The organism is Pleomorphochaeta sp. (assembly GCF_050031695.1).
Taxonomy (GTDB): domain Bacteria; phylum Spirochaetota; class Spirochaetia; order Sphaerochaetales; family Sphaerochaetaceae; genus Pleomorphochaeta.
Window position 1 is genome coordinate 16,432 of sequence record NZ_JBNAIC010000045.1, and the last position, 21,925, is coordinate 38,356.

The 21,925-nt window shown below is 28.9% G+C and carries 22 protein-coding genes; 6 read left to right on the plus strand and 16 right to left on the minus strand.

What is annotated here, in order from left to right:
- Positions 1-24: 24 nt before the first annotated feature.
- From ACPKM0_RS08075 to ACPKM0_RS08095, 5 genes are all read right to left on the minus strand, one after another.
- On the minus strand, positions 25-1,032 hold the full coding sequence (locus ACPKM0_RS08075; protein WP_472474976.1) for a hypothetical protein: 1,008 nt from the start codon (positions 1,030-1,032) through the stop codon (positions 25-27).
- A complete protein-coding gene (gene pepT / locus ACPKM0_RS08080; RefSeq protein WP_472474977.1) occupies positions 1,033-2,277 on the minus strand; it encodes a peptidase T in 1,245 nt (414 codons plus the stop codon).
- Between the two features lie 91 nt (positions 2,278-2,368).
- Positions 2,369-3,235 carry a hypothetical protein gene (locus ACPKM0_RS08085; RefSeq protein ID WP_472474979.1) on the minus strand — a complete coding sequence of 289 codons (867 nt, stop codon included), beginning with the start codon at positions 3,233-3,235 and terminating at the stop codon, positions 2,369-2,371.
- Complete coding sequence (locus ACPKM0_RS08090; RefSeq protein ID WP_472474980.1) at positions 3,225-3,797, minus strand: hypothetical protein; 573 nt, start codon at positions 3,795-3,797, stop codon at positions 3,225-3,227. Before ACPKM0_RS08090 ends, ACPKM0_RS08085 begins: the two co-directional genes overlap by 11 nt.
- A gap of 78 nt (positions 3,798-3,875) precedes the next feature.
- On the minus strand, positions 3,876-4,355 hold the full coding sequence (locus ACPKM0_RS08095) for a hypothetical protein (RefSeq protein ID WP_472474981.1): 480 nt from the start codon (positions 4,353-4,355) through the stop codon (positions 3,876-3,878).
- 110 nt (positions 4,356-4,465) lie between these two features.
- Between ACPKM0_RS08095 and ACPKM0_RS08100 the strand changes: the two genes are divergently transcribed.
- On the plus strand, positions 4,466-6,520 hold the full coding sequence (locus ACPKM0_RS08100; RefSeq protein WP_472474983.1) for a hypothetical protein: 2,055 nt from the start codon (positions 4,466-4,468) through the stop codon (positions 6,518-6,520).
- Positions 6,521-6,596: 76 nt separating this feature from the next.
- Here ACPKM0_RS08100 and ACPKM0_RS08105 read toward each other — a convergent pair whose 3' ends face one another.
- The 7 genes from ACPKM0_RS08105 to ACPKM0_RS08135 all read right to left on the minus strand — a co-directional run bounded on the left by ACPKM0_RS08105 (position 6,597) and on the right by ACPKM0_RS08135 (position 13,907).
- Positions 6,597-8,222, minus strand: a complete 1,626-nt coding sequence (locus tag ACPKM0_RS08105) for a cation:proton antiporter (RefSeq protein WP_472474985.1) — start codon at positions 8,220-8,222, stop codon at positions 6,597-6,599.
- Positions 8,223-8,254: 32 nt separating this feature from the next.
- Positions 8,255-8,701, minus strand: coding sequence for a PTS sugar transporter subunit IIA (locus ACPKM0_RS08110; protein WP_472474987.1), 447 nt, complete (start codon positions 8,699-8,701; stop codon positions 8,255-8,257).
- 162 nt (positions 8,702-8,863) lie between these two features.
- The gene (locus ACPKM0_RS08115) at positions 8,864-10,609 is read right to left on the minus strand and encodes an NADH-dependent [FeFe] hydrogenase, group A6 (RefSeq protein WP_472474989.1); all 1,746 of its coding nucleotides are present in this window, start codon (positions 10,607-10,609) and stop codon (positions 8,864-8,866) included.
- Positions 10,610-10,632: 23 nt separating this feature from the next.
- Positions 10,633-12,420 carry an NADH-ubiquinone oxidoreductase-F iron-sulfur binding region domain-containing protein gene (locus tag ACPKM0_RS08120; protein WP_472474991.1) on the minus strand — a complete coding sequence of 596 codons (1,788 nt, stop codon included), beginning with the start codon at positions 12,418-12,420 and terminating at the stop codon, positions 10,633-10,635.
- Entirely contained in the window at positions 12,420-12,824 is a 405-nt protein-coding gene (locus ACPKM0_RS08125; RefSeq protein WP_472474993.1) for a (2Fe-2S) ferredoxin domain-containing protein, read from the minus strand. The genes ACPKM0_RS08120 and ACPKM0_RS08125 overlap by 1 nt, the downstream gene beginning before the upstream one ends.
- 18 nt (positions 12,825-12,842) lie before the next feature.
- Positions 12,843-13,427 carry an ATP-binding protein gene (locus ACPKM0_RS08130; RefSeq protein WP_472474995.1) on the minus strand — a complete coding sequence of 195 codons (585 nt, stop codon included), beginning with the start codon at positions 13,425-13,427 and terminating at the stop codon, positions 12,843-12,845.
- Positions 13,428-13,436: 9 nt separating this feature from the next.
- Positions 13,437-13,907, minus strand: a complete 471-nt coding sequence (locus ACPKM0_RS08135) for an NADH-quinone oxidoreductase subunit NuoE family protein (RefSeq protein ID WP_472474997.1) — start codon at positions 13,905-13,907, stop codon at positions 13,437-13,439.
- Between the two features lie 199 nt (positions 13,908-14,106).
- Here ACPKM0_RS08135 and ACPKM0_RS08140 point away from each other — a divergent pair, with 199 nt between their 5' ends.
- A complete protein-coding gene (locus ACPKM0_RS08140) occupies positions 14,107-14,760 on the plus strand; it encodes a redox-sensing transcriptional repressor Rex (protein ID WP_472474999.1) in 654 nt (217 codons plus the stop codon).
- Positions 14,761-14,991: 231 nt separating this feature from the next.
- Positions 14,992-15,474 carry a hypothetical protein gene (locus ACPKM0_RS08145; protein WP_472475001.1) on the plus strand — a complete coding sequence of 161 codons (483 nt, stop codon included), beginning with the start codon at positions 14,992-14,994 and terminating at the stop codon, positions 15,472-15,474.
- 113 nt (positions 15,475-15,587) lie between these two features.
- Here ACPKM0_RS08145 and ACPKM0_RS08150 read toward each other — a convergent pair whose 3' ends face one another.
- The 4 genes from ACPKM0_RS08150 to ACPKM0_RS08165 all read right to left on the minus strand — a co-directional run bounded on the left by ACPKM0_RS08150 (position 15,588) and on the right by ACPKM0_RS08165 (position 18,613).
- Positions 15,588-16,580 carry an endonuclease/exonuclease/phosphatase family protein gene (locus ACPKM0_RS08150; RefSeq protein WP_472475003.1) on the minus strand — a complete coding sequence of 331 codons (993 nt, stop codon included), beginning with the start codon at positions 16,578-16,580 and terminating at the stop codon, positions 15,588-15,590.
- Between the two features lie 75 nt (positions 16,581-16,655).
- Complete coding sequence (locus ACPKM0_RS08155) at positions 16,656-17,231, minus strand: ATP-dependent Clp protease proteolytic subunit (protein WP_472475004.1); 576 nt, start codon at positions 17,229-17,231, stop codon at positions 16,656-16,658.
- Positions 17,232-17,312: 81 nt separating this feature from the next.
- Positions 17,313-17,780, minus strand: a complete 468-nt coding sequence (locus ACPKM0_RS08160; protein WP_472475006.1) for a DUF134 domain-containing protein — start codon at positions 17,778-17,780, stop codon at positions 17,313-17,315.
- A 119-nt stretch (positions 17,781-17,899) separates the two neighbouring features.
- Positions 17,900-18,613: a group II intron maturase-specific domain-containing protein gene (locus tag ACPKM0_RS08165; protein WP_472475007.1), complete on the minus strand. Its 714-nt coding sequence runs from the start codon at positions 18,611-18,613 to the stop codon at positions 17,900-17,902.
- 155 nt (positions 18,614-18,768) lie between these two features.
- Between ACPKM0_RS08165 and ACPKM0_RS08170 the strand changes: the two genes are divergently transcribed.
- The 3 genes from ACPKM0_RS08170 to ACPKM0_RS08180 form a co-directional block, all read left to right on the plus strand.
- Positions 18,769-20,007 (plus strand): tyrosine-type recombinase/integrase, encoded by a 1,239-nt coding sequence (locus ACPKM0_RS08170; protein WP_472475009.1) that lies wholly within the window; start codon positions 18,769-18,771, stop codon positions 20,005-20,007.
- Positions 19,994-20,977 carry a tyrosine-type recombinase/integrase gene (locus ACPKM0_RS08175; RefSeq protein WP_472475011.1) on the plus strand — a complete coding sequence of 328 codons (984 nt, stop codon included), beginning with the start codon at positions 19,994-19,996 and terminating at the stop codon, positions 20,975-20,977. The genes ACPKM0_RS08170 and ACPKM0_RS08175 overlap by 14 nt, the downstream gene beginning before the upstream one ends.
- The coding region (locus ACPKM0_RS08180) for a tyrosine-type recombinase/integrase (RefSeq protein WP_472475013.1) at positions 20,964-21,925 on the plus strand (962 nt) is incomplete at its 3' end. The genes ACPKM0_RS08175 and ACPKM0_RS08180, both read left to right, overlap by 14 nt.

Consider the following 21,925-nt stretch of genomic DNA (forward strand, 5'->3'; position numbering starts at 1 on the left):
TGTTATAGCGCATAAAATCAAAAACTAAAATAATATACCATATGCAACAACTACATTATAATAACTTTCAGAATTAGAATCCATTTTATATGCAATTGATAAGTTATTTTTATTTGAAATATATGTTTTAATCCCTATTTCTAAAGAACTATGTAATTCATATGAATCTGAATATAATACTCCAATTCCAGTTTTATTATAAATAGAAGTATTTTCGATAAAATTATTTTTATGATAAATTTTTGATAAAGGGAATTCAATTTTAAGTGATAAATCAGAAGCTATAGAACTTGAATAATCGTCTAAATTATTATAATAAAAAAATCTTAGTCCTAAATTAGTTCCACTATAATAACTTAAAATTGTAGATAAATAATAATAATCTAAATTTAAGCCAACAATATTAGTACTATAATCATAAAATAATCCTAAATTCATTTCATTCAATGGCCCCATAGAAATCTTTGTGTTAATTAAATCAGTAGGATTATATAAGAAATCAATAGTTGAATAATCATCATAGCTAGAAGTAACAATAGCTAAAGATTTTTCATTATTATAGTTTTCTAAATTAACTAAAGATCCAACTTTATATATTCCATTGTTATAAAAAGAACTTACTACATTTGAATAAGATAATTTAGAATTTTCCTCATTATTAAAAAGGAAATTTAAATCATATCTAAAAGAATCATATAAAATTTGTTCTAGCTTTGAAAATGCAAGATTTTTATTTTCTTCTATAAGTTCTATAGCAATTGGCATTTTATTATTTTTATATTTTATATCTCCATTAATAATTAATAAATTATCATTGTAGGAAACTTCTTTTAAATCTAATATTAAATCTTTTTTCAATGACAACTCTACTTTAGTATATGCTACTAGAGTAGAGTCTAAGGCATCTTCTATGTATGCTTCTATATTATCTGTTGAATTATCTATTTCATAATTTCTTATAATTTTATATTCATTTGCAAATAACATAAATGGCAAACAAAGAAATATAAAACTGATAATTAACTTTTTCATTTATTTTTCTGCTCCAATTTTAATTATTTCTAATATTAAATTAACAGATTCTTCCATAGCATCAAGAGCACACCATTCATAATATGAATGATAATTATGACCTCCAGTATAAATATTAGGGCAAGGAATTCCTTTTTCATTTGCCATTCTTGCTCCATCTGTTCCACCTCTAATTGGTGATTCAAATAAAGGTTGATTTAATCGTCTACCTGCTTCAAAAATACTATTTAATACTTTTGGATTTTTATCAGAAATTTCTTTCATGTTATAATACTGTCTCTTTACATTTATGCTAACTTTACCACCTGGATATAATTGTTCAGTCATATTAGCTAAAGATTTAAGAACGTTTTCTCTACGTTCTAATTCTTTTAAATCAAAATCTCTTAAATATACTGTTAAATGTGCTTCATCATTAGTTGCATTCAATTCTAAAGGGCAATAATATCCATACCTACCATCGGTTGCTTCAGGAGTTTCATTTTTCGGAATACTATTTACAAAAGAAGTTGCCATTGTTAAAGCATTAACCATTTTTCCTCTAGCTGCACCAAGATGATAAGAAACGCCCTTAAAATCAACCATGACTTTACCAGCATTAAAGCATTCACTCTCTATCTCATATCTAGTACCACCATCAATAGTATAACAATAATCACAATGAATTCTATCATAAGGGAAAGCATCCATCCCACTACCTGTTTCTTCATCACAAGTAAATATTATTTCAACTTCTCCATGTTTTATTTCAGGATTATTTACTAATATTTTTGCAACTGCAATTATTTCACTTACACCTGCTTTATCATCAGCACCAAGTAAAGTAGTTCCATCAGATGTAAAAATAGTAGAGCCTACATAATTTTCTAACTCAGAATTATCACAACTTTTAATAATTCTATTAGCATTAATTAATTTGATATCACCTCCATCATATTTTTCAATAACTTGAGGATTAACACCATTCCCTTCTACATCATCAGCAGTATCAACATGTGCCATCAATCCAATACAAGGAGAATTTTCAACATTAGCTGGGATATGAGCTACTAAAACTCCTTCTTTCCCAACTGTTACGTCTTTTATCCCAAGTTCTATTAAATCGTTTTTTAAAAGATTAATTAAATTTAATTGGTTAATTGTTGAAGGATGCTTTGTTTCAGCAAGTTTCTCATCACTCATTGTATCTACGACAGCATATCTAAGAAAATTGGTTTTTAAATCATTTTTTATAGTATTTAACATTATGTGCTCCTAAATCATTTTTCTCATATTATTATTACACAAAGTATTATATAAAACAATTAACCAAAACTTTTTAGTCTAAAAACATTTATTAAATTGAAAAATCATATTTCTTTAGCATTGGTTTAACCATATCAATGACTTGATACATTGAAAAAACACAAATCATTATTCCTGTTACAACAGGAGATCTTTCCATAGTAAGTCCAACAGCAATCATGCTTTTTGCTAGCGCATATGAAATTTGAGGTTCTGTAGATATTTCATTAACCCATTGAGCAAAGGATTCCTCAGAATCTCCACCATATTTATAATATTCATAAAGGCTCATAACAGTATTAGCAAAAACTCCTGCTGCAACACTTATAGCAGCTGCTGCAGAAACTTTTCCCCAAAATATAGTATTAGGCATGAACATATAGACGATTCCAGCAGTAAATAAAACAAAACTTCTTGTTACTAACTGTCTTAAATCTTTTTGAAAAGCTGCTTGTTGGCTTGGGGGGATAGCCCTAGAAAGAGAATAAATATCTCTAGTTAAAATAGCTCTTGTTTGATTTAATTTTTCATCAATTTGATAAGCCTCACTATCAGGAATCAAAGCCTTTGCTCTATTTGCGATTTCATCTAAATCTTGAGATGTATCAACTGCAACATAATAGTCAAATTCTAAATATTCTTTTCCATTTTCTTCAAGAAGTGCTCCAGTAACTACTTTTTCTCCTGTTATATCATCAACGACTATATCTTTTGAAAAATCGTCAATATAAGGAGAGACAACATCTAACTGCTCATCAACTATCTTTGAAACAGATGTTACTAATTCTTCCTCATTTACTTCTTTTGTTATTGATCTATCAAGAGCAAAAGAACAACCACTTAATACTAAAACTAAAATTACAACCAACAAATCAGTTCCTATTTCTTTAATAATACAAACATTTTTTTTAGCTAACATTAATTTTCTCCTCCTTTTTGGTATTAATATTCAATATTCGATAACCTATAAGTATAGAAAGTCTAGCTACAGGAAAATCATTATAACTTTCTTGCAAAACTAAAATACTATCTTCATAAATGCCATTTAAATTAAAAAAAGAAATTGCTGGTTCAATATAAACTTTATTATCTCTTAAAAAAGTATAACCAAACGACAGCTTATTTAAGTATTGAAAATCTTCATATGGAGCATCTAACCCTAATAAGTATTCAAATTTAATTAGAGAAAAAGAAATGAAGAAATTATTTAAAAAAGGACGATATAAAACATCAATAGAAGCACCAAGACCCAATAAATCTATATCTCTATCAACAGGAATAACTAAATTAAAGGGTATTCTAAGTGATAAATCTTGAGTTACATTAAGGGACGGAGTAATTTCGTTATATATCACTTCATTAAAGATTGGATCAATATATGATATATCAATCGCAATATCTATTGAAGAAGAGTCATCAATAGAAAAAATATTAACTAAAACAATAGTATTAAATAGTAATAAAAAAACTACTTTCTTCATAAAATTCTCCTAATTCAAAAATTAAAAGAGAATTATTATTTTGAAAATAGTTTAAAATACCTAAGTAAAACTACTTAATTATATCTCAAAATTCAGAGCCTTAATAAACTCATCTTGATTGATTTTAAAAATATAATTTACAAATTCATATTTTTCATCTTTATCAAATAAAGTAAAACCTTTTCGCTTTGTAGAGGTTTTTCCAAACTCAATAGAATCTAACTCATCAATAGATTTTGACCAACCTAAACTGATTTTTCCTTTTTCTTTTTTATATAAAAGAATCATTGATTTATAAACAACTAATCGGCCTCTTATAAAGTCTTGAGTTTCATCGAATGGAATTTTTTCACATGCTATGGAATATTCAAAATCATCATTTAAAATTTTATTTACAGCTTTCTTACTTACATAATATTCTTTTATTAAATATAAAAAGGCTACTACAACTAAAAGTAAAAATAAAAGCCAATAATTAACTACACCGATTGTAGATCGAGGAATAAATACAAGAACAAAAAATATAGCAATGATTAAAATTCTTAAAAAATATCTCAATTTATAAACTCCTTAAATAAAGGATATTTAAGTTTATCAAATTTGACAATAGTTTTAAAAAAAATAAAGCATTTATTCATATTCCTTTTTATTAAAAATAGGAGGCATCTATGAAAGTTAGAACAATAAGAACATTTTATTTATTAATTATTCCTTTTATTTTATTAAGTTGTGATAATAAACCATATTCATCATCACTTACACTAAACGTTAATCAAGAAATTGTAAAAAAAGATAAATCAATATTACCAGAAGACATTCCTCTTGAAGTAACTCAATATTCTATTACGGGGCAAGGTCCAAATGAAAAAGACACATTTAGTATAAGTACAAGAGAAAATAAAACAACTGTAAAAGGCTTAACAATTGGAACTTGGGATATATTTGCTGTAGGTAAAAATGCAGATGATTTAGTTTTAGTTAGTGGTTCAAAGAGTGTTAAAATAACAAAAGATCCTACAACGACAGTAATTGAACTTGATACTTTAGTAGGAACTGGTAATATTTCATTAACTTTTAATTGGGACCCAGATTTAATTACTAACCCAAAATTAGAACTAAATCTCACAAATCAAAACAATGAAAAGATAGTCGCTACACCAAGTAGTATTGATTATTCTTTAGGTGTAGCCTCATTTGATTCAGTAGAAAAAGCTGGATCATATACCATAAATTCTAAATTATATGATGGAGAAGTACTTTTAGCTGGATGTATAGAAGCGATTAGAGTAGTTATGAATAAAACTAGCTCTGGAATAATCAATTTTACATTAAATGAAGATTCTATACCAGAAACAAGTGATGATACAATAGTTATTAATAATCAAGCTGGCGTTCCTATTTCATGCACTATAGAGGAAGTAAATGAAGTAATTCCATACAATCAAAAAATCTATCCAAAACTAGTTGAAAACAATGATTTACCTTTAAATGAATTATCTATTAGTTGGTATCTTGATGGATCTCTAATTGGAAGTGGAATTAATTGTAGTTTATCACCATCACTCGGATTCCATAGATTAGATGTTGTAGTTGATAATGGTGACTTAGGTAGTACGAGTTCTGCATCAAAAGAATTTGAAGTAACTTTAAATGCACCAGCATACTTACCTAAAGTTGTAGCAACAATAAATCATGGTGATAATGGTTTTTATGTAGGAAACAATATGCATATTTGCTACCTTCCTGATAACAAAATTATTTCCTATTGTGGTGATACAAATACACTTCAAATTTGTAGAATCATTAATAATAGATTTGAAGTGTTAAACACATATAATAATTCAAGTGAAATGCCATTATCTAATGTTGTAGATATGAAAGTTGATAAAATAAGAAATCGAGTTTTTATATCAGATGAAACAAGCAATACAATAAGCATTTATGACTATAGTTATAATAAACTAAATAAATATTTCTATGATGATACTTATCATAAATATGCACAACATTTTGGCTCAATATTTATCAGACCTGAAGATTTTTTAGTTTTTGATCATTTAGGAGATTCATACAGAGAATATGCTATAGACCCAATTCTTAATTCTAAATTTTTTGCTATCAACATGGTAAAAGACCCTGATGATTATTCATATCATTGTACTAAAGGGATTATGAGTCCAAATCAAGATGCAATAACCTTTTGCAGTGATACGGGATATGTCTCTCACGCCTATAACACTCCTGGATATAATAATTGTTTACTAAGGGCTACAGGACCTCTAGAATATGATATTGATGAGGTCTTTGTTGCTGCAGCATTAAACTGGAAAACTTTCTTAATAGGCGCTAATAATAGAATTATTGAAGGTTCATTAATGGGTGAAGATTTAAATTTTTCAACGGAACTATGTGAAATCGAATCATATGTTAGTGAAAGTTATGGTCTACCAAATTTTGAAAATGTTATAAACTTTATCTATTATACAAATTATAATAATATTAACAATGATTATGATTTAAAGAAAATTTATGCATTATGTAGTGGTTCTAATTCTCTATTAGCTTTTGACTATGATGAAACAGATTACAGTCTCACATATATTGGAAAAGAAGATTTATCAGATTTCACTCCAGAGAATGGTGTTTTATCTAATGATAAAGAAACATTAATATTATGGGGAAATAATGAAAAATGTGTTAAATTATGCAAAATTAATAAATAGTATTAGTTCTATATTGTTTAGCAATATTAAAATTGGCTTTTACAAATTTTGTAAAAGCCTACTATATTATCAAGATTTAATCATCGTTAAACATACTCATTAATAGTTGAGCACTCATCATTTCCGGATCTTGCATCGAAGATAAAGTACTTGCGAAAGATTGGAAATCTGCAATAGAATCGAGCAACATTAATCTAACAAATTCTTCATCATCTTGATTACAAATCAACTTCATAGAAGCTTGATTATCTTCTATCCGTTGTATTTCTAACATTATAATAGTTGAGTCTTTCCTAATTTGGTTAACAAAATGATTACTTTCAACACTAGAAACAAAAAATCCCTCAGCAATAAAACCTTCTAATACTGTATCAGCTATAAACATAGCTGCTCTTTTAGATGGAAAATCTAAAGAAATGGTTACACTATCAACTTCATCTTCAACAGCTAATTTTTTCTTATAACCACTTCCACCTTTAAATGCATTTACTAACATTGGAGGAGCAGTTACTGAAGCAACTAACATTGTCATAACAGCAACACCGAATAAATCATGGGAAATTGCACCTGATGCTAATCCTATTCCTGCAACAATTAAAGTAACTTCACCTCTAGGCAACATACCACAACCAATTCTATAAGCTCCTTTTAAATTAAACCCAACTAATAAAGCAGGAGCTCCACAACCAATTAATTTACCTAAAAATGCAATAACTGAAAAAACAAGAGCAAAACCAATAACACTTTTTAGTGCCTCAAAATTAACCATCATACCCATAACTGCAAAAAAGATAGGAACAAAAAATTCACTAACTGATTTTATTCTTACACTAATACTATGTGCAACATCAGTTTGACTTAAGGATAATCCAGTAATATAAGCACCAATAATCATTGCAAGACCAGCCATTTCAGAAAATCCTGCAAGTAATAAAGCAATTCCAAAAGCTATTTCACTAATCAATGGTAAAGATTTAAATTTTTTCATGCCCTTTGTAAACTTTGGAGCTATAATAACACCAATAACAGTACAAGCTAACCAAAATAATACAGCTTTAATAGCAACTTTTGCTATCACACCCCAGTGGATCGCCCCACTACCAGCTTGAACAGAAGTAATACCAACAACAACAGATAATAAAACGATAGATATTACATCATCTAAAACTGCAGCTGCCATGATTGTAACACCTTCAGGTGTTGCTATCTTTTTAGTTTCACTTAATATTCTTGCAGTAATACCAATTGAAGTTGCTGTACATACAGTTCCTAAAAATAAAGCAGCTGGATCCATAATTGAATTAACATTATCTAATAATAAAACAGTACCAATTGCACCAAACAAAAATGAAATTACAACTCCACCGATACCAACAACAGAAGCTTTACCACTAAATTTAATAAAAGTTGGTAAATCTGTTTCTAAACCTGAATCAAAGAGCAAAAAAATAGATCCCAAAGTTGAGATTCCATATAATTCAGGAGATACAGGTATAGTTCCTTCTAAAGGTAGTGGAAATAAAGCCCCAAATTCACCGATAGCTATACTACCTAATAAATAAGGTCCAATAATCATTCCTGCACATAACTCACCTAATACTTTTGGTTGATGTAAATAATTTGCAAATACATATCCTAAAAATTTTGTTGCAATAAGAATTAATCCTAATTGCAACATTAATACCATCATTTCCTCTGCCATTTTGTCCCCCCTTGTTGTTTAAACTGAGCTAATTAAACTCCAAATACTGATAGAACATCTTCTACAGTTTTTGAATTTAATATTTCATTTCTAGCTTCTTCAGTTTTTATAACCCTACTAATAGCAGCTAAAAATTGAACATGAGGACCAATATGATCACTTGGAGATAATGTCATAATAAAAATATTACTTATTTCACCGTCTAATGAATTAAAATCTAATCCTTCTTTTTTTATTCCAATACATGCAGTTAATTTTGTTACAGCTTTCGTTTTTGCATGAGGTATTGCAACTCCATGTTGAATACCTGTAGACATTTTTTCCTCTCTTTCCATAACATCTTTATAAGCTGCATCTACATCTTCTATTAAATTATTACCTTTTAAAATGCCCAATAATTCTTTTATTACATCTTCTTTTGTTGTACTTTCTAAATTAATTTTTACAACATTTTCATTTAGAACATTTTTTAATTTCATATTTATTTCTCCAAAAAAATATTTTTATATTTTTTATCATCTTCTATTTATTAATATTGGTAATATTATCATTTCAACGAATTAACGTAAAGATATAGCTATAACAGTAACAAAAAAAAGGGTTAGCATTTTATTGCTAACCCGAATAATTTTACATTTAAATTACATATTATATTTATTTCTCTTAGTATAAACAGTATGTAATTGATTATGTGCTTTATGTGAAAGAGGTTCACCAAAGTAATCAGAATAAATCTTCTTAATAGAAGGATTATCATGTGATTTTCTATATGTTGATTGTTCATCATCATTATATAAACCAGCAATTCTTTCTTTTCTGATTGTATCGTCAGTACCATATGGTTGACCACCACCAGCAATACATCCACCACGGCAAGCCATTACTTCAATAAAGTCATAAGGTGCAGGTTCACCAGCTTTTTTAGCTGCTAAAATTTCTTCACAAACAGGTTTTGCATTAGCTAAGCCATTAACAACAGCTACTCTAACTTTAGTTCCATTCATGTCAACTTCGCCTTTACGAACATTTTCCATACCACGAACTGCATCGATTTCTACATCTTCTAATTCATCACCTGTTACTAATTTAAAAGCTGTTCTAACAGCAGCTTCCATAACACCACCAGTGTTACCAAAAATAGTACCAGCACCAGAATATTCACCAATTGGAGAATCACAATCTTCATCACAAAGAGATGCAAAATCTATACCATAGGCTGTAAATAATCTAGCAATTTCACGAGTTGTTAATACTAAATCAACATCATCATAACCTGAAGACTTCATAGTTTCATCACGTTTGATTTCATATTTTTTAGCAGTACAAGGCATTAATGCTACACTATAAATAGTTGCAGGATCAATTTTTGAAACTTCTGCAAAATAATTTTTAGTTACAGCACCTTGCATCATCATTGGGCTTTTTGCGCTTGAAAGATTATCAATTAATTCAGGATAGAATTTTTCACAATAATCAACCCAACCTGGACAACAAGATGTAAATTGAGGTAATACACTACCTTCAGTAGTTAATCTCTTAACTAATTCACTACCTTCTTCCATGATTGTTAAGTCAGCACTAAAGTTAGTATCAAATACATAATCAACACCAATTTTTCTTAATGCAGCATATAGTCTACCAGTAGAAACTGTACCAACAGGCAAACCAAATTCTTCACTAATACCAACACGAACAGATGGAGCCATTTGTACAGCTACAACTTGATTTGGATCTGCAATAGCAGCTCTTAATGAAGCTGTTTCATCTTTTTCGTAAATTGCGCCAACAGGACAGTGAACAATACATTGACCACATTTAACACAAGGACTATCATTTAATTTTAAATGTGCAGCAGGAGACATTACTGTTGAATCACCACGACCAATAAAGTCTAAAGCAAATACACCTTGTAATTCTTGACAAACTTGGACACAACGACCACATTTAATACATTTACTTGGTTCTAATACTATAGATGGTGAAGAATTATCAATTTCTAATTTTGCAACTCTATGTTCAAAAGGTTGTTCTCTAATACCGAATTTTGCTGCTAATGTTTGTAATTCACAATTACCATTTCTAATACAAGTTAAACAAGAATTTGGATGAGTACTTAATGTCATCTCTAAGATAGCTTTTCTAACTTCGAACAATTCTGGATCATCAGTAATTACACTTAATCCTTCATGAACAGGAGTAGAACAAGCTCTTATCATCTTATTATTGTTTTCTTGCTTACATACACACATACCACAAGATGCAAAAGGAGTTAAGTCAGGATGATAACAAAGAGTTGGAATATATACACCAACTTCTTTTGCTGCATTCAATACTGTTGTACCTTCTGCTACTTGAACGGGAATACCATTTATTTTTACGTTTACCATTATATCTTTGATCCTCCCGACGCCTAATGAACTTCAACTGCGCCGAATTTACAAGCTACAAGACAAGCGCCACACTTAATACAAGCTGCTTGGTCAATAATATGAGCTTGTTTTCTTTCACCTGTAATTGCACCTACTGGACACTTACGTGCACAAGCAGTACATCCAATACATTTATCTGCATTAATTGAATATGTAATTAAATTCTTACATTTACCTGCAGGACATCTCTTATCTTCGATATGAGCTTTGTATTCTTCAGGGAAATATTTCAAACTAGATAAAATTGGGTTTGGAGCTGTTTGACCTAAAGCACAAAGAGAACCTTTCTTCATAGCTAATGAAATACTCTTAATATTATCAATATCTTTTTGAGTTCCTTGGCCTTTAGTAATCTTTTCTAAAATATTTAATAAAGATCTACCACCAATTCTACAAGGAGCACATTTACCACAAGATTCATCAACAGTAAAGTTTAGGTAGAATTTTGCAACGTCAACGATGCAGTCGTCTTCGTCCATAACAATCATACCACCTGACCCCATCATAGATCCAATCTTTTGTAATCCACCAAAGTCAATAGGAGTATCTAAATTTTCTTTAGTAATAACACCACCTGAAGGACCACCAGTTTGAACAGCTTTGAATTCTTTACCATTAGCGATACCACCACCAACATCGTAAACAATTTCTCTTAAAGTTGTACCCATTGGAACTTCTACAAGACCTGAGTTTTTAATTTTACCTGTAAGAGCAAATACTTTTGTACCATGGCTATCATCAGTACCAATTTTTTGGAACCATGAACCACCTTTATTAATAATAACAGGAATATTAGCCCAAGTTTCAACATTATTAATACAAGTTGGTTTTTGCCATAAGCCTTTTACAGCAGGGAATGGTGGACGTGGTTGAGGCATACCTCTAAAACCTTCAATTGATTGTAATAAAGCAGTTTCTTCACCACAAACGAAAGCACCAGCACCTAGACGGATTTCAATATCAAAATCAAAACCACTATCTAAAATATTTTTACCTAATAAACCATATTCTCTAGCTTGTTCCATTGCTACTTCTAAACGATGGATTGCTAAAGGATATTCAGCTCTAATATAAATATAACCTTGTGTTGCACCAATTGCTCTAGCACAAATAGTCATAGCTTCTAAAATTGAATGAGGATCACCTTCTAAAGTAGAACGGTCCATATATGCACCTGGGTCACCTTCATCAGCATTACATACTACAAACTTTTCTGCTGAATCAGACATCTTAGTGAAATTCCATTTCATCCAAGTTGGGAAACCTGCACCACCACGACCTCTTAAACCAGAAGTTTTTACTTCTTCAATAATTTGGTCAGGAGTGAATTCAAATAAAGCTTTTTCTAATGCAACATAACCTTCGTGTGCAATATATTCATCAATATTTTCAGGATCAATGAAACCACAGTTACGTAATACAATTCTAAACTGCTTTTGATAGAATTCAATTTCTTCTACTTGTGCGTGTTTGTGACTTTTTTCTTTATTATAAAGAAGTCTAGTTACTTCACGTCCTTTAATGATATGTTCACTTACTAATTCTTTTGCATCTTCAGGTTTTACTTGAACATAAAAAGAATCTTCAGGAAGAATTTTTACAATTGGACCTTGTTCACAGAAACCAAAACAACCTGTTTTAACAATCTGTACCTCGTCCTTTACACCTTGTGCTTCACATTCAGCAATAAGGTTCTTATAAATATCGTCTGCGTGGCTAGATTCACAACCTGTACCACCACAAACTAAAATGTAGTTTCTGAAAGCCATTACTTATCTCCATCCTTTGCATAAATATCTGCTGCTGGTCTATCATAAACATGATCATTAACTAATTTATGATCAATAATATGATCTTGAACAATTTGTCTAGCTACTTCAGCATCTACTTTTCCATAAATTACATCAGGCATATTTGGAACAATTACTTCAATTGTTGGTTCTACATGACATAGTCCCATACAACCTGTTTGTGTAACAGAAATATTGGTAACACCTTTAGCATCTAATTCAGAAATAAAAGCGTCTAATACGGTTTTTGCACCAGCTGCGATACCACATGTACCCATACCAATAATAACTTGGCCTTCTTTGCCTTCAATACTTCTTTTTTGTAAAGAATTCTGTTTTGAAGCCCTTAATTTTCTAAGTTCTTCTAATGTCATTCTTGCCATATTTTTTCTCCAATTCGACTACTTAAAAATTAATACTCTATCTACATTAAACTGACTTAAATCTTCTTCTTGATTTATTAAAAAATCTCTTAATAAACTCAAAGATGAAATAGAAGAAAAATCACCTAGAATATCTAACAAGTCTGTTTTTGAATATTCATAATATTCAGAACCTTTTGAAGTATTTATTTCTCTTTTTACTATAAGCTCTTTTGCTTTAGGATCACTAAAAAGAGTTAAAAATGTACTACTAATATCTCCAATTGGAGGTGTATCTACATTACATAAATCAAAAGTACAAACTACTTTTGTACCTTTATTAGGCTCAGACTCAATTTCAAAACTACCACCACTTTCACTAACACTTTGTACAACAAATGGTAGTCCTAAACCGACTTTTCTTTCTTTGTGTTTTACTCCATCAGTATAATATGGATCTAATACTCTATTTAATACATCTTTACTCATTCCTTTCCCATTATCTTCAATAATGACTTTTAAATATCTATCATCTTCTATTAAAGTTAGTTTTACTAAAGTACTATTAGCTTCAAAAGAATTCTGAGTTATATCTAAAATGAAATCACTTATGTAACGATGCATAATTATTCTTTAAGCAAATTTCTTTAAGATACCAGGAATTTGATTCTTAGTAACCTTACCAAATACTTCGCCACCTACTGTCATAACAGGGGCCAAACCACAACATCCAATACAGCGAACTGCTTCTAATGAAAAATTACCATCATCAGTAATTCCACCAACTTCTATCCCTAGTGTTCTGCTTAATTCATCGATTAAAGCATCTCCACCTTTTAGATAACAAGCAGTACCCATACAAACTTGAATGTTATACTTCCCTGGCTTATTTAGTTTAAAGAAATGATAGAATGTTAATACGCCCCATACCTTAGCAAAAGGAATATCTAACATTTTTGAGACTTCATCAGCAGCTTCACGAGATACGTAACCGAATTCACTTTGTACTCGGTGTAAAACCATGATGAGATTACCTGGTTTCTCACGCCATTCATTAATAAAAGCTATTAATTCAGACGAGAATTTAGCACTATTCTCTGACATGTACCCTCCTAATATTTTTACCCTATATTTACGTAATCATAATATTGATTAGTAGCCATTCTATCATAAACATTGAATTATGTATATATTATTATACCCTTAATAAGCCGAATAAACGCTATAATATAAAAGAGATAAATAAAATATTGACTAAAACCATTAAATAATATACCATTGTTCACATTAACCGGAGGTTTTCATGAATAATGACCAACTAACACGTATTACAAGATACTATAGAGCACTTAATAGACTTCGAAGCATTGGACTTGAAAAAGTCTTTGCTCACAATCTAGCAGATGCTGCTGGTGTTTCTGCAGCAGTTGTAAGAAAAGACTTTTCACAACTTTCTATCCATGGACAAAAAAGAGGAGGTTATGAAATAGTTGATTTAATAACTTCTCTTTCAACAATCTTAGGTAAAGGTGATCCTCAAAACGCAATAATTGTAGGTTGTGGTAGAATTGGCCTTGCATTAATGCATTATGGTGGATTTGAACCAGACGGAATCAAAATTGTAGCTGGATTTGATAGTGATCCTCAAGTATATAGTGACTCATCACAACCTATTTCAATTTACCCTTTATCTAGATTAGACGAAGTGGTTGATGCATTAGATGTACAAGTTGGAATAATTACAGTACCTGAAATAGCTGCAGCAGATACATATCACAAATTACTAAAAGCTGGAGTAAAAGGTATTTTAAACTTTTCACCAGTTACACTAAAACCAGTACAACTTAAGGATGGATCGACAAGCGTTGTTCAAAATATCAATCTAAGTTTATCTTTAGAAAAGATTTTTTATGAATTAAAATTCCCTAAAAAACCTAAAACAACAAATACTAATTAATTTATGCATTAACCCATAAACAGCTCAATGAGCTGTTTTTTTATCCCAAAATCTTAACAGCTAAATTTAACATATACATTTTTTATCATATATAAATACTTATACAACAAGTATTTATTGCCATATAACTTATAAACTTATTTTTTTTATAAAAAGTGTTGACACAAGTTACAATCTATTATATAGTTAAAACATACAAAAAACATAAAAACACAAAAGGAAAACACAATTATGAAAAAAACATTAACAATCTTAGCTATAAGCGCTATCGCTTTAACATCAGTATTCGCTAAATCAGCTCAAGTTCAATTAAACACTTCTATTGAAGAAACTGAAGTTTCTTATCAACTATCTTATAAAGATACAGATATTAGTAACGGATCATCTGATTTTGAAATTGGTGTTGCAGCTTTAACTCAAGATGGTAAAACAGATTTATTTAGTGTTAATGCAACAAGTAATCAAAACGATGATATGGCTGTTAAAGTAAAAGTTACTCCTACTTCTTTCTCTACAACTTTAAATGATGGTAAGAAAGATTTTGATTCAGAAATTACTCCTAAAGTTAATACAGAAGAATCTATTTCTATATTAGAAGCTGGTAAACATGACGATTTATTAGTAAATTCTTTTTACTTAAGTTGGGAAGGTAATAGTGAACTTCCTGCAGGTAAATATGTAAGTGATGTAAAAATTGTATATTCTATAGAATAGTTTAAATTGAATACCAATCCAACAAAATGGGTAGATATATTATAAAGAAAAATCGGCAACTATAAACAATTATAGCTGCCTTTTATTATACTAAACTATGAAATAAAGTTATATCATTCATTTATCCCGCAAGAAAGCGTAACATAAACTGGAAAATGGTCACTTATTCCACAAAGACTTTTTTGATTCCATTTATATGGAATTCCACTTGAAGTGCATATTTTTTGAGGTGCATATATATAAAAACCATCAAATTCTAGATTAACTTTATCAAAAAAATAATTATTTAATAAAATTAAATCAAAATTATACCAATTATTTTCATAAACATAGGTTCCTTTTTTATCTTTATGATAGCTAACATCTAATTGGGGAGAATAAAATATATCATTTAAAGCATTATAAGGTGAGGAAGTAACTAAAATAGAACCTTTGTTTCTATAGATAAAAGAATTTTCTTTATCAATATCATATAGAGCTGTTTGAAATGATGTGTTTTTACTTGGATCTTCATTAAAATCACCTACACATATAATTTGAAGTTCATCATTTTCTTCTACAACTCTTTTAATAGTTTTAGCTAAATTTAACCTATATATTTCGCTTTCTTCAAAACCATTAATTTGACTTCTAGCATGACAAGCTAAAACCCTTATTTGCTGACCTTCAAAAATATAATCTAAAGATAATAAATCCCTACAATCATCAACATAGTGAGTTTGTATTTTTTCAGTTTTTATTTTTGAAATAAAACCTATAGCGATAGCACTATCATCTTCTTTTATGGCTCCATAATAAAGATAACCTTTTCTTGAAAGATACATATCAAGCATATCTTTTAATACATTAGAATTTTCAATTTCCTCTAAAATAACTACATCAGCGTTAATATCATCGATAACATCACAAACTTTTCGAATTCTTCTTCTATAACTTTCTTCATCATACTCATCTAAGGAAAAATCATTAAATTCATTGCCATCTACATTCATATCCATCAATGCCTGAACATTCCAGTTCATTATCGTAAAAGTGTTAGATTCCAAATTTGGTTCTTCACAACTAACAAAAATCAATATAACAAGCAATAAAAAAAATGCAACCATAAAAAACCTCTAACTTAATAAGACATTTTTTTATAAAGTTGCATTAATTCTATTATTATAAATAAGAAAGAAAAATTATAAATCTTCTCTTCTTTCAACAATTCTACTAATTAAACCATATTCTTTAGCTTCATCGCTAAATAACCAATGGTCTCTTTCTGTATCTTTTTTAACTTCTTCAACACTTTTATTAGTTGCATCAGCAATTACTTTATCAAGCTTTTCTCTTAATTTATCAATTTGCTTTGAATAAATTTCAATAGCTGTTGCTACACCTTTCATTCCACTCATTGGTTGATGAATTAAATAAGTTGAATTAGGAAGACCTACTCTTCTTTCAGCTGGTACAGCTAATAATACTAAAGATGCTGCAGAAGCCACTAAACCAGCTCCAATCATGATAACTTTAGGTGAAATAAATCTAACCATATCATAAATAGCATAACCTGCATCAACATCACCACCAGGACTATTTATAAAAATTTTAATTTCTTTTTCATTATCTTCAGCCTCTAAAATTAATAATTGTGAAATAATTTTTTCAGCGCTTTCTTTATTTATCTCACCACTTAGCATAATACTGCGGGTTTTTAATAATCGATCATTCATTTGAGGATCTTGAGCTTTTTGTTCTTTTTTTTCTTCACTCATTAGTTAATAACTCCTAAATTTGATATCCTTAATAATATAATAGAAAACTATAATAAAGTAAAACAAATAACCTAAATTAATTTATTCATTCGTTATTTCTTTTTGATTTCTATAAATATAGTTTCTTCTTCCGTTCCCCATGCCATTACCATTTCCTCGTCCTCGACCTCTTCTTTGACGATTAATAATAATTTCACTTTTTTTAAAGCCAACTTCTTCTTCTAGCTTTGAATCATCACATAATTCAACATTTCCACCTTCTATAAATAAATGATTTCCCTCAAGTAGCATTAATGATAACTTATATCTAGCATCTGAATATAACTGTTGAACTGTTGTTCTAGCAATATTCATTGATTTACTACACTCAACTTGAGTATATCCCTTATAATCAATCAATCGAATTGTTTCAAATTCTTCATTACTTAAAATAATCATATCAGAAGGTCTTTCTATTTCTACTTCAGCTTTATTTTCATTTTTTACAGGTGCAAAATGTTTTAAAGAACTTAAATATCCAATTCTTCTATATTTTTTATTTCTTGGCATAGCATATCCTCTACTAAAATAATAACATAAGTTAATTATTTAATAAATCGAGTAGGAGGGTTTCTCACGAAACCGTCCTCTCACACCACCTAGCATACCGTTCGGTACTGGGCGGTTTATCAAACATAACGCACGATGTTGAAGTAAATCCAGTCTTCTTGTAATAATTCCAGACTTTCTTTTTCCTCTGCCATTCTTTTCGCTAAGAAGTCAAAGTATATAACATCTTTATCTTTTTCTTTGGCTTCTTCGTGTTTTTCAACATATAAATTTAATCCATCAACTAATTTCAATTTTCCATGCAACATATCATTTGAGAATATTCTTCCAATAGCTTGGGACATTCTCCAATAACTAGTTGAGCTTAAAAATGATTTCTTAAGTTTCCATTCTTCAGCTTCTAATAGTCTCAATTGATGTTTTCGATTTTTACTAGTTTTCCAAATTTTATAGGCATACTGTCTAACTCTTCTTCGTGTCCATTCCATTATAATTCTTAGTTTCTTTTTTATAGAACTTCTAGCATAATAATTTATCCAGCCTCTAAGCAAGCTATTCAATTCAGCAATTACTCTTTCTAATGAAACACCTCTGTTTCTTTTAGTAATTTCTTTTATTCTAGCTTTTAACTTATCAATACTTTTCTCTCTTGGAACACATCTTCCGAGTTTCAATACTCCATCATCAGTATTCTTTCCTCTTGTTTGAAATACAAATCCAAGAATTTTAGCTCCTTCTGCTCTACCGGCTTTAGTCTTCTCTTTGTTTACAGTCAATTGTAATTTCTTTTCTAAGAACTTAATTGCATTATCTCTTATTCTTAGAGATGACATCTTTGACTTCGCAAAAAGCTGAATATCCTATGGAAAGTTTTTATCTATGGAAAGTTTTCAGATTAATTCCTTACAAGATATAGCTTCTTAATAACAAAAACTTTACATAAGATTGCATGGTAAAATAATCCAAAATATAAATTTGGAGGTATTTTATGGAATACTGCTATTTAGAAAAGTTAGTTGCCAGAGCAATGGAAACTATATCACATCACAATTATACAAAAGCTTATATTGGTGACAATATGAGATTCTTTAAACAAGTATTACTATTTGCTAAATCATATTCTGAGTTTGACTTTGATGATAAAACTGAAAAGAATTTTTTTCATTATATTTGCTTAAGGTTAAAGATTGATGAAAATGAGATTACAAAGAACTCAATGGATCGAATTCATCGATATATAAGAGCCTTTCGCATATTAGAATCAATTCACAATAATGAATCTATAAAGTTGCATTATAAAGCTAAAATTATAGATATTCCTATTAAATTCAAACCAATTACTGAGGAATTTTCACATTGGCTCAGAGATAGATTAGAATGTGATAATACAATAAGAACAAAAACTTCAAGGCTATTAACTTTCTTTATCTATCTGGAGAGAAATTCACTTGAAATTAATGAAATTACCTTTTCAGTAATTTGTAATTATAAAGAAATATTACAAACATATGGTTATAGTGAAGCCTATAAAGCAAATATTTTATTTACTCTAAAAAACTTCCTATTGTTCCTTTCTCAAACTTCAATTCTATTAGAAAATGCTGTTTTATTTGTTGGTCCAATTCAATCACACAAAAATTCAAGACTTTGTTCTTATTACTCAATGAAAGAGATAAATTTAGTTCTAGATCAAATCGATCGAACTACAAAATTAGGTAAAAGAGATTATCTTATTGCTATTTTAATACTAGAATTAGGATTAAGAATTAATGATGTTTTAAAAATAAAATTAAAAGATGTTCTAACTGTTGATAATAAAATGACAATACTTATTGGAAAAACAAAGAAATTGATAACTTTTCCTCTTAGTAACACTATTCTTTATGCAATTGCTGATTATCTTGAATACAGTAGAACCAATAAAACTTCAAAGTATTTGTTTTCAAGAGATCATTATCCAATTAATGAACCTTATACACGAGCAATGGGCTACTATTGTATCAAAAGATATTTTGTTAAAGCAGACATAAATATCAAAGATAAACATAGCGGGCCACATGCTCTGAGACACTCTTTATCATCAGCAATGCAAAAAGATCAAGAACCAATACAAACAATATCTGCTGTACTAGGTCATAGTAGTACTAATATTACAAACAAATATATTTGGTTTGCCCCTGAAACTCTTAGAGTATTAGCTTTGGAGGTTCCCTATGAAAAACGATAACGGAATATTGTTAAATTTTGAAGAACCATTCAGCGAATATATTATTAAATTTATTAGATATAGACAAAATTGTGGATTTAAATATGGGAGAGCATCACAACGAATGTTAAAAATAATAAGTAAAGAACTATCAAAATTAACAAAAACTCCAGTTCTTACAATGGATATAATTTTAACATTAAGTAAAATAAAAACAGGTGAATCATATAGTAAAAGATCTAGCCTAATAGATATATTACGTCAATTATCAGTATTTATCCATATTGATAATCCTAATAGTTGTATTGTTCCGAAAAAATTAATGCCTATTATTATAAAAAGTTTTGTTCCATATATATTAACAAAAGAACAAATGTTAAAAATATTTGAAGCTTCAGATAATATTAAGCCAAATTGGCAATCTAATTATCATATAACATTACCAGTTATAATACGTTTATTATATTCTTCAGGTCTTCGCATAAATGAAGCTTTATCTTTAAAAATTAAAGATTTAAATTTTGAAGATAAATCTATTTTAATTAGAGAATCTAAAAAATTTAAATCCAGAATTATACCTTTATCTGATTCTATGTATAAAGTTCTAATAAATTATATAACAAGATTTAACTTTAAAAATGAAAATGAATTAATCTTTCAATCAATTAATGGTAATAAATTAAATAATACATATATTGGAACTAAGACTAAACAAATTTTCTATGAAGCAGGTATTAATGAAGATCAATATAACAGAATGCCTACGTTACATAGCCTGAGGCACACTTTTTCATGTCATGCTTTGGATAAAATGCATAATTTAAAGATGGACACAAAAGTTAATTTGGTTCTACTCTCTCAATATTTAGGTCATGATTCTCTCTCTGATACAGAAAAGTATTTAAGATTCCCTCAATACAAAATTACTGGTGATGAAAGAAAGGATTATCTATCTAAAAAAATCCCAGAGGTAGAATATGAAGAAGAATAGTCCTTTTCATGAATATTTAACCAATTACCTTGTCACTTATTTGCCTTTACAAAGAGGAAATAGCAATAATACTATCAAAAGTTATGCAACTTCTTTCTCTTTATTATTTCAATTTTTAAAAGAAAAACGACACATCAAAGCTGACAAAGTAACTTTTGAAACGCTTACTCTAGAAGTTGTAAAAGATTTTGGAATTTGGTTAGAAGAAGAAAGAAAAAGTAGACCTAAAACTAGGAATTTAAGAATTCAAGCTATTAAAAGTTTTTGTAATTATGTTTTAGTATTTCATCCTGAATGTGGAGCTTTCGTAAAACCTTTATTATTGATTAAAGATAAAAAAGTAGTAAAGCCTTTACCGCCTCATCTATCGACAGAAGAATTAATAATATTATTTAGACAACCAGATACAAAAAAGAAACGTGGTGTAAGAGATTTAGCATTAATGAATTTATTATTTGAAACAGCTGTTAGAGTTACCGAATTTATTAATATTAAAGTATGCGATATTACATTCAGCAAGAAACCTGTTTTAACAGTATTAGCAAAAGGAGGTAAAATTCATTCTGTATGTATACCATTAGATACTGAAGAATTGTTAAGAAAATATTTAAAGATTTATCATATTTCATTAAACAGTGATAATTATTTATTTACAGGACCAAGTAATGAAAAATTAACAAGGCAAGGAATTAATTATATTCTTAAGAAATATCAACAAAAAGCTAAATTAGATAATCCTCATTTGTTTAAAAATTTCATATCTGCTCATGGTATGAGACACTCAAAATCGTACGAGTTAGTAAATTCAGGAACTGAATTGATATATATTCGAGATTTTTTAGGTCATTCTTCTGTAACTACAACCGAACATTATGCTCGTACTTCACCAGAATTAGTAAGTAAGGCAATTTTAAAATTTGATAAAAAGCATTTTGATAAAAGAAATAA

Excerpts from the sequence above, each read along its gene's own strand:
- ACPKM0_RS08075 (WP_472474976.1), bottom strand. The coding sequence starts at position 1,032 with ATGAAAAAGTTAATTATCAGTTTTATATTTCTTTGTTTGCCATTTATG.
- pepT (WP_472474977.1), bottom strand. The coding sequence starts at position 2,277 with ATGTTAAATACTATAAAAAATGATTTAAAAACCAATTTTCTTAGATAT.
- ACPKM0_RS08085 (WP_472474979.1), bottom strand. The coding sequence starts at position 3,235 with ATGTTAGCTAAAAAAAATGTTTGTATTATTAAAGAAATAGGAACTGAT.
- ACPKM0_RS08090 (WP_472474980.1), bottom strand. The coding sequence starts at position 3,797 with ATGAAGAAAGTAGTTTTTTTATTACTATTTAATACTATTGTTTTAGTT.
- ACPKM0_RS08100 (WP_472474983.1), top strand. The coding sequence starts at position 4,466 with ATGAAAGTTAGAACAATAAGAACATTTTATTTATTAATTATTCCTTTT.
- ACPKM0_RS08105 (WP_472474985.1), bottom strand. The coding sequence starts at position 8,222 with ATGGCAGAGGAAATGATGGTATTAATGTTGCAATTAGGATTAATTCTT.
- ACPKM0_RS08110 (WP_472474987.1), bottom strand. The coding sequence starts at position 8,701 with ATGAAATTAAAAAATGTTCTAAATGAAAATGTTGTAAAAATTAATTTA.
- ACPKM0_RS08115 (WP_472474989.1), bottom strand. The coding sequence starts at position 10,609 with ATGGTAAACGTAAAAATAAATGGTATTCCCGTTCAAGTAGCAGAAGGT.
- ACPKM0_RS08120 (WP_472474991.1), bottom strand. The coding sequence starts at position 12,420 with ATGGCTTTCAGAAACTACATTTTAGTTTGTGGTGGTACAGGTTGTGAA.
- ACPKM0_RS08125 (WP_472474993.1), bottom strand. The coding sequence starts at position 12,824 with ATGGCAAGAATGACATTAGAAGAACTTAGAAAATTAAGGGCTTCAAAA.
- ACPKM0_RS08130 (WP_472474995.1), bottom strand. The coding sequence starts at position 13,427 with ATGCATCGTTACATAAGTGATTTCATTTTAGATATAACTCAGAATTCT.
- ACPKM0_RS08135 (WP_472474997.1), bottom strand. The coding sequence starts at position 13,907 with ATGTCAGAGAATAGTGCTAAATTCTCGTCTGAATTAATAGCTTTTATT.
- ACPKM0_RS08140 (WP_472474999.1), top strand. The coding sequence starts at position 14,107 with ATGAATAATGACCAACTAACACGTATTACAAGATACTATAGAGCACTT.
- ACPKM0_RS08145 (WP_472475001.1), top strand. The coding sequence starts at position 14,992 with ATGAAAAAAACATTAACAATCTTAGCTATAAGCGCTATCGCTTTAACA.
- ACPKM0_RS08150 (WP_472475003.1), bottom strand. The coding sequence starts at position 16,580 with ATGGTTGCATTTTTTTTATTGCTTGTTATATTGATTTTTGTTAGTTGT.
- ACPKM0_RS08155 (WP_472475004.1), bottom strand. The coding sequence starts at position 17,231 with ATGAGTGAAGAAAAAAAAGAACAAAAAGCTCAAGATCCTCAAATGAAT.
- ACPKM0_RS08160 (WP_472475006.1), bottom strand. The coding sequence starts at position 17,780 with ATGCCAAGAAATAAAAAATATAGAAGAATTGGATATTTAAGTTCTTTA.
- ACPKM0_RS08165 (WP_472475007.1), bottom strand. The coding sequence starts at position 18,613 with ATGTCATCTCTAAGAATAAGAGATAATGCAATTAAGTTCTTAGAAAAG.
- ACPKM0_RS08170 (WP_472475009.1), top strand. The coding sequence starts at position 18,769 with ATGGAATACTGCTATTTAGAAAAGTTAGTTGCCAGAGCAATGGAAACT.
- ACPKM0_RS08175 (WP_472475011.1), top strand. The coding sequence starts at position 19,994 with ATGAAAAACGATAACGGAATATTGTTAAATTTTGAAGAACCATTCAGC.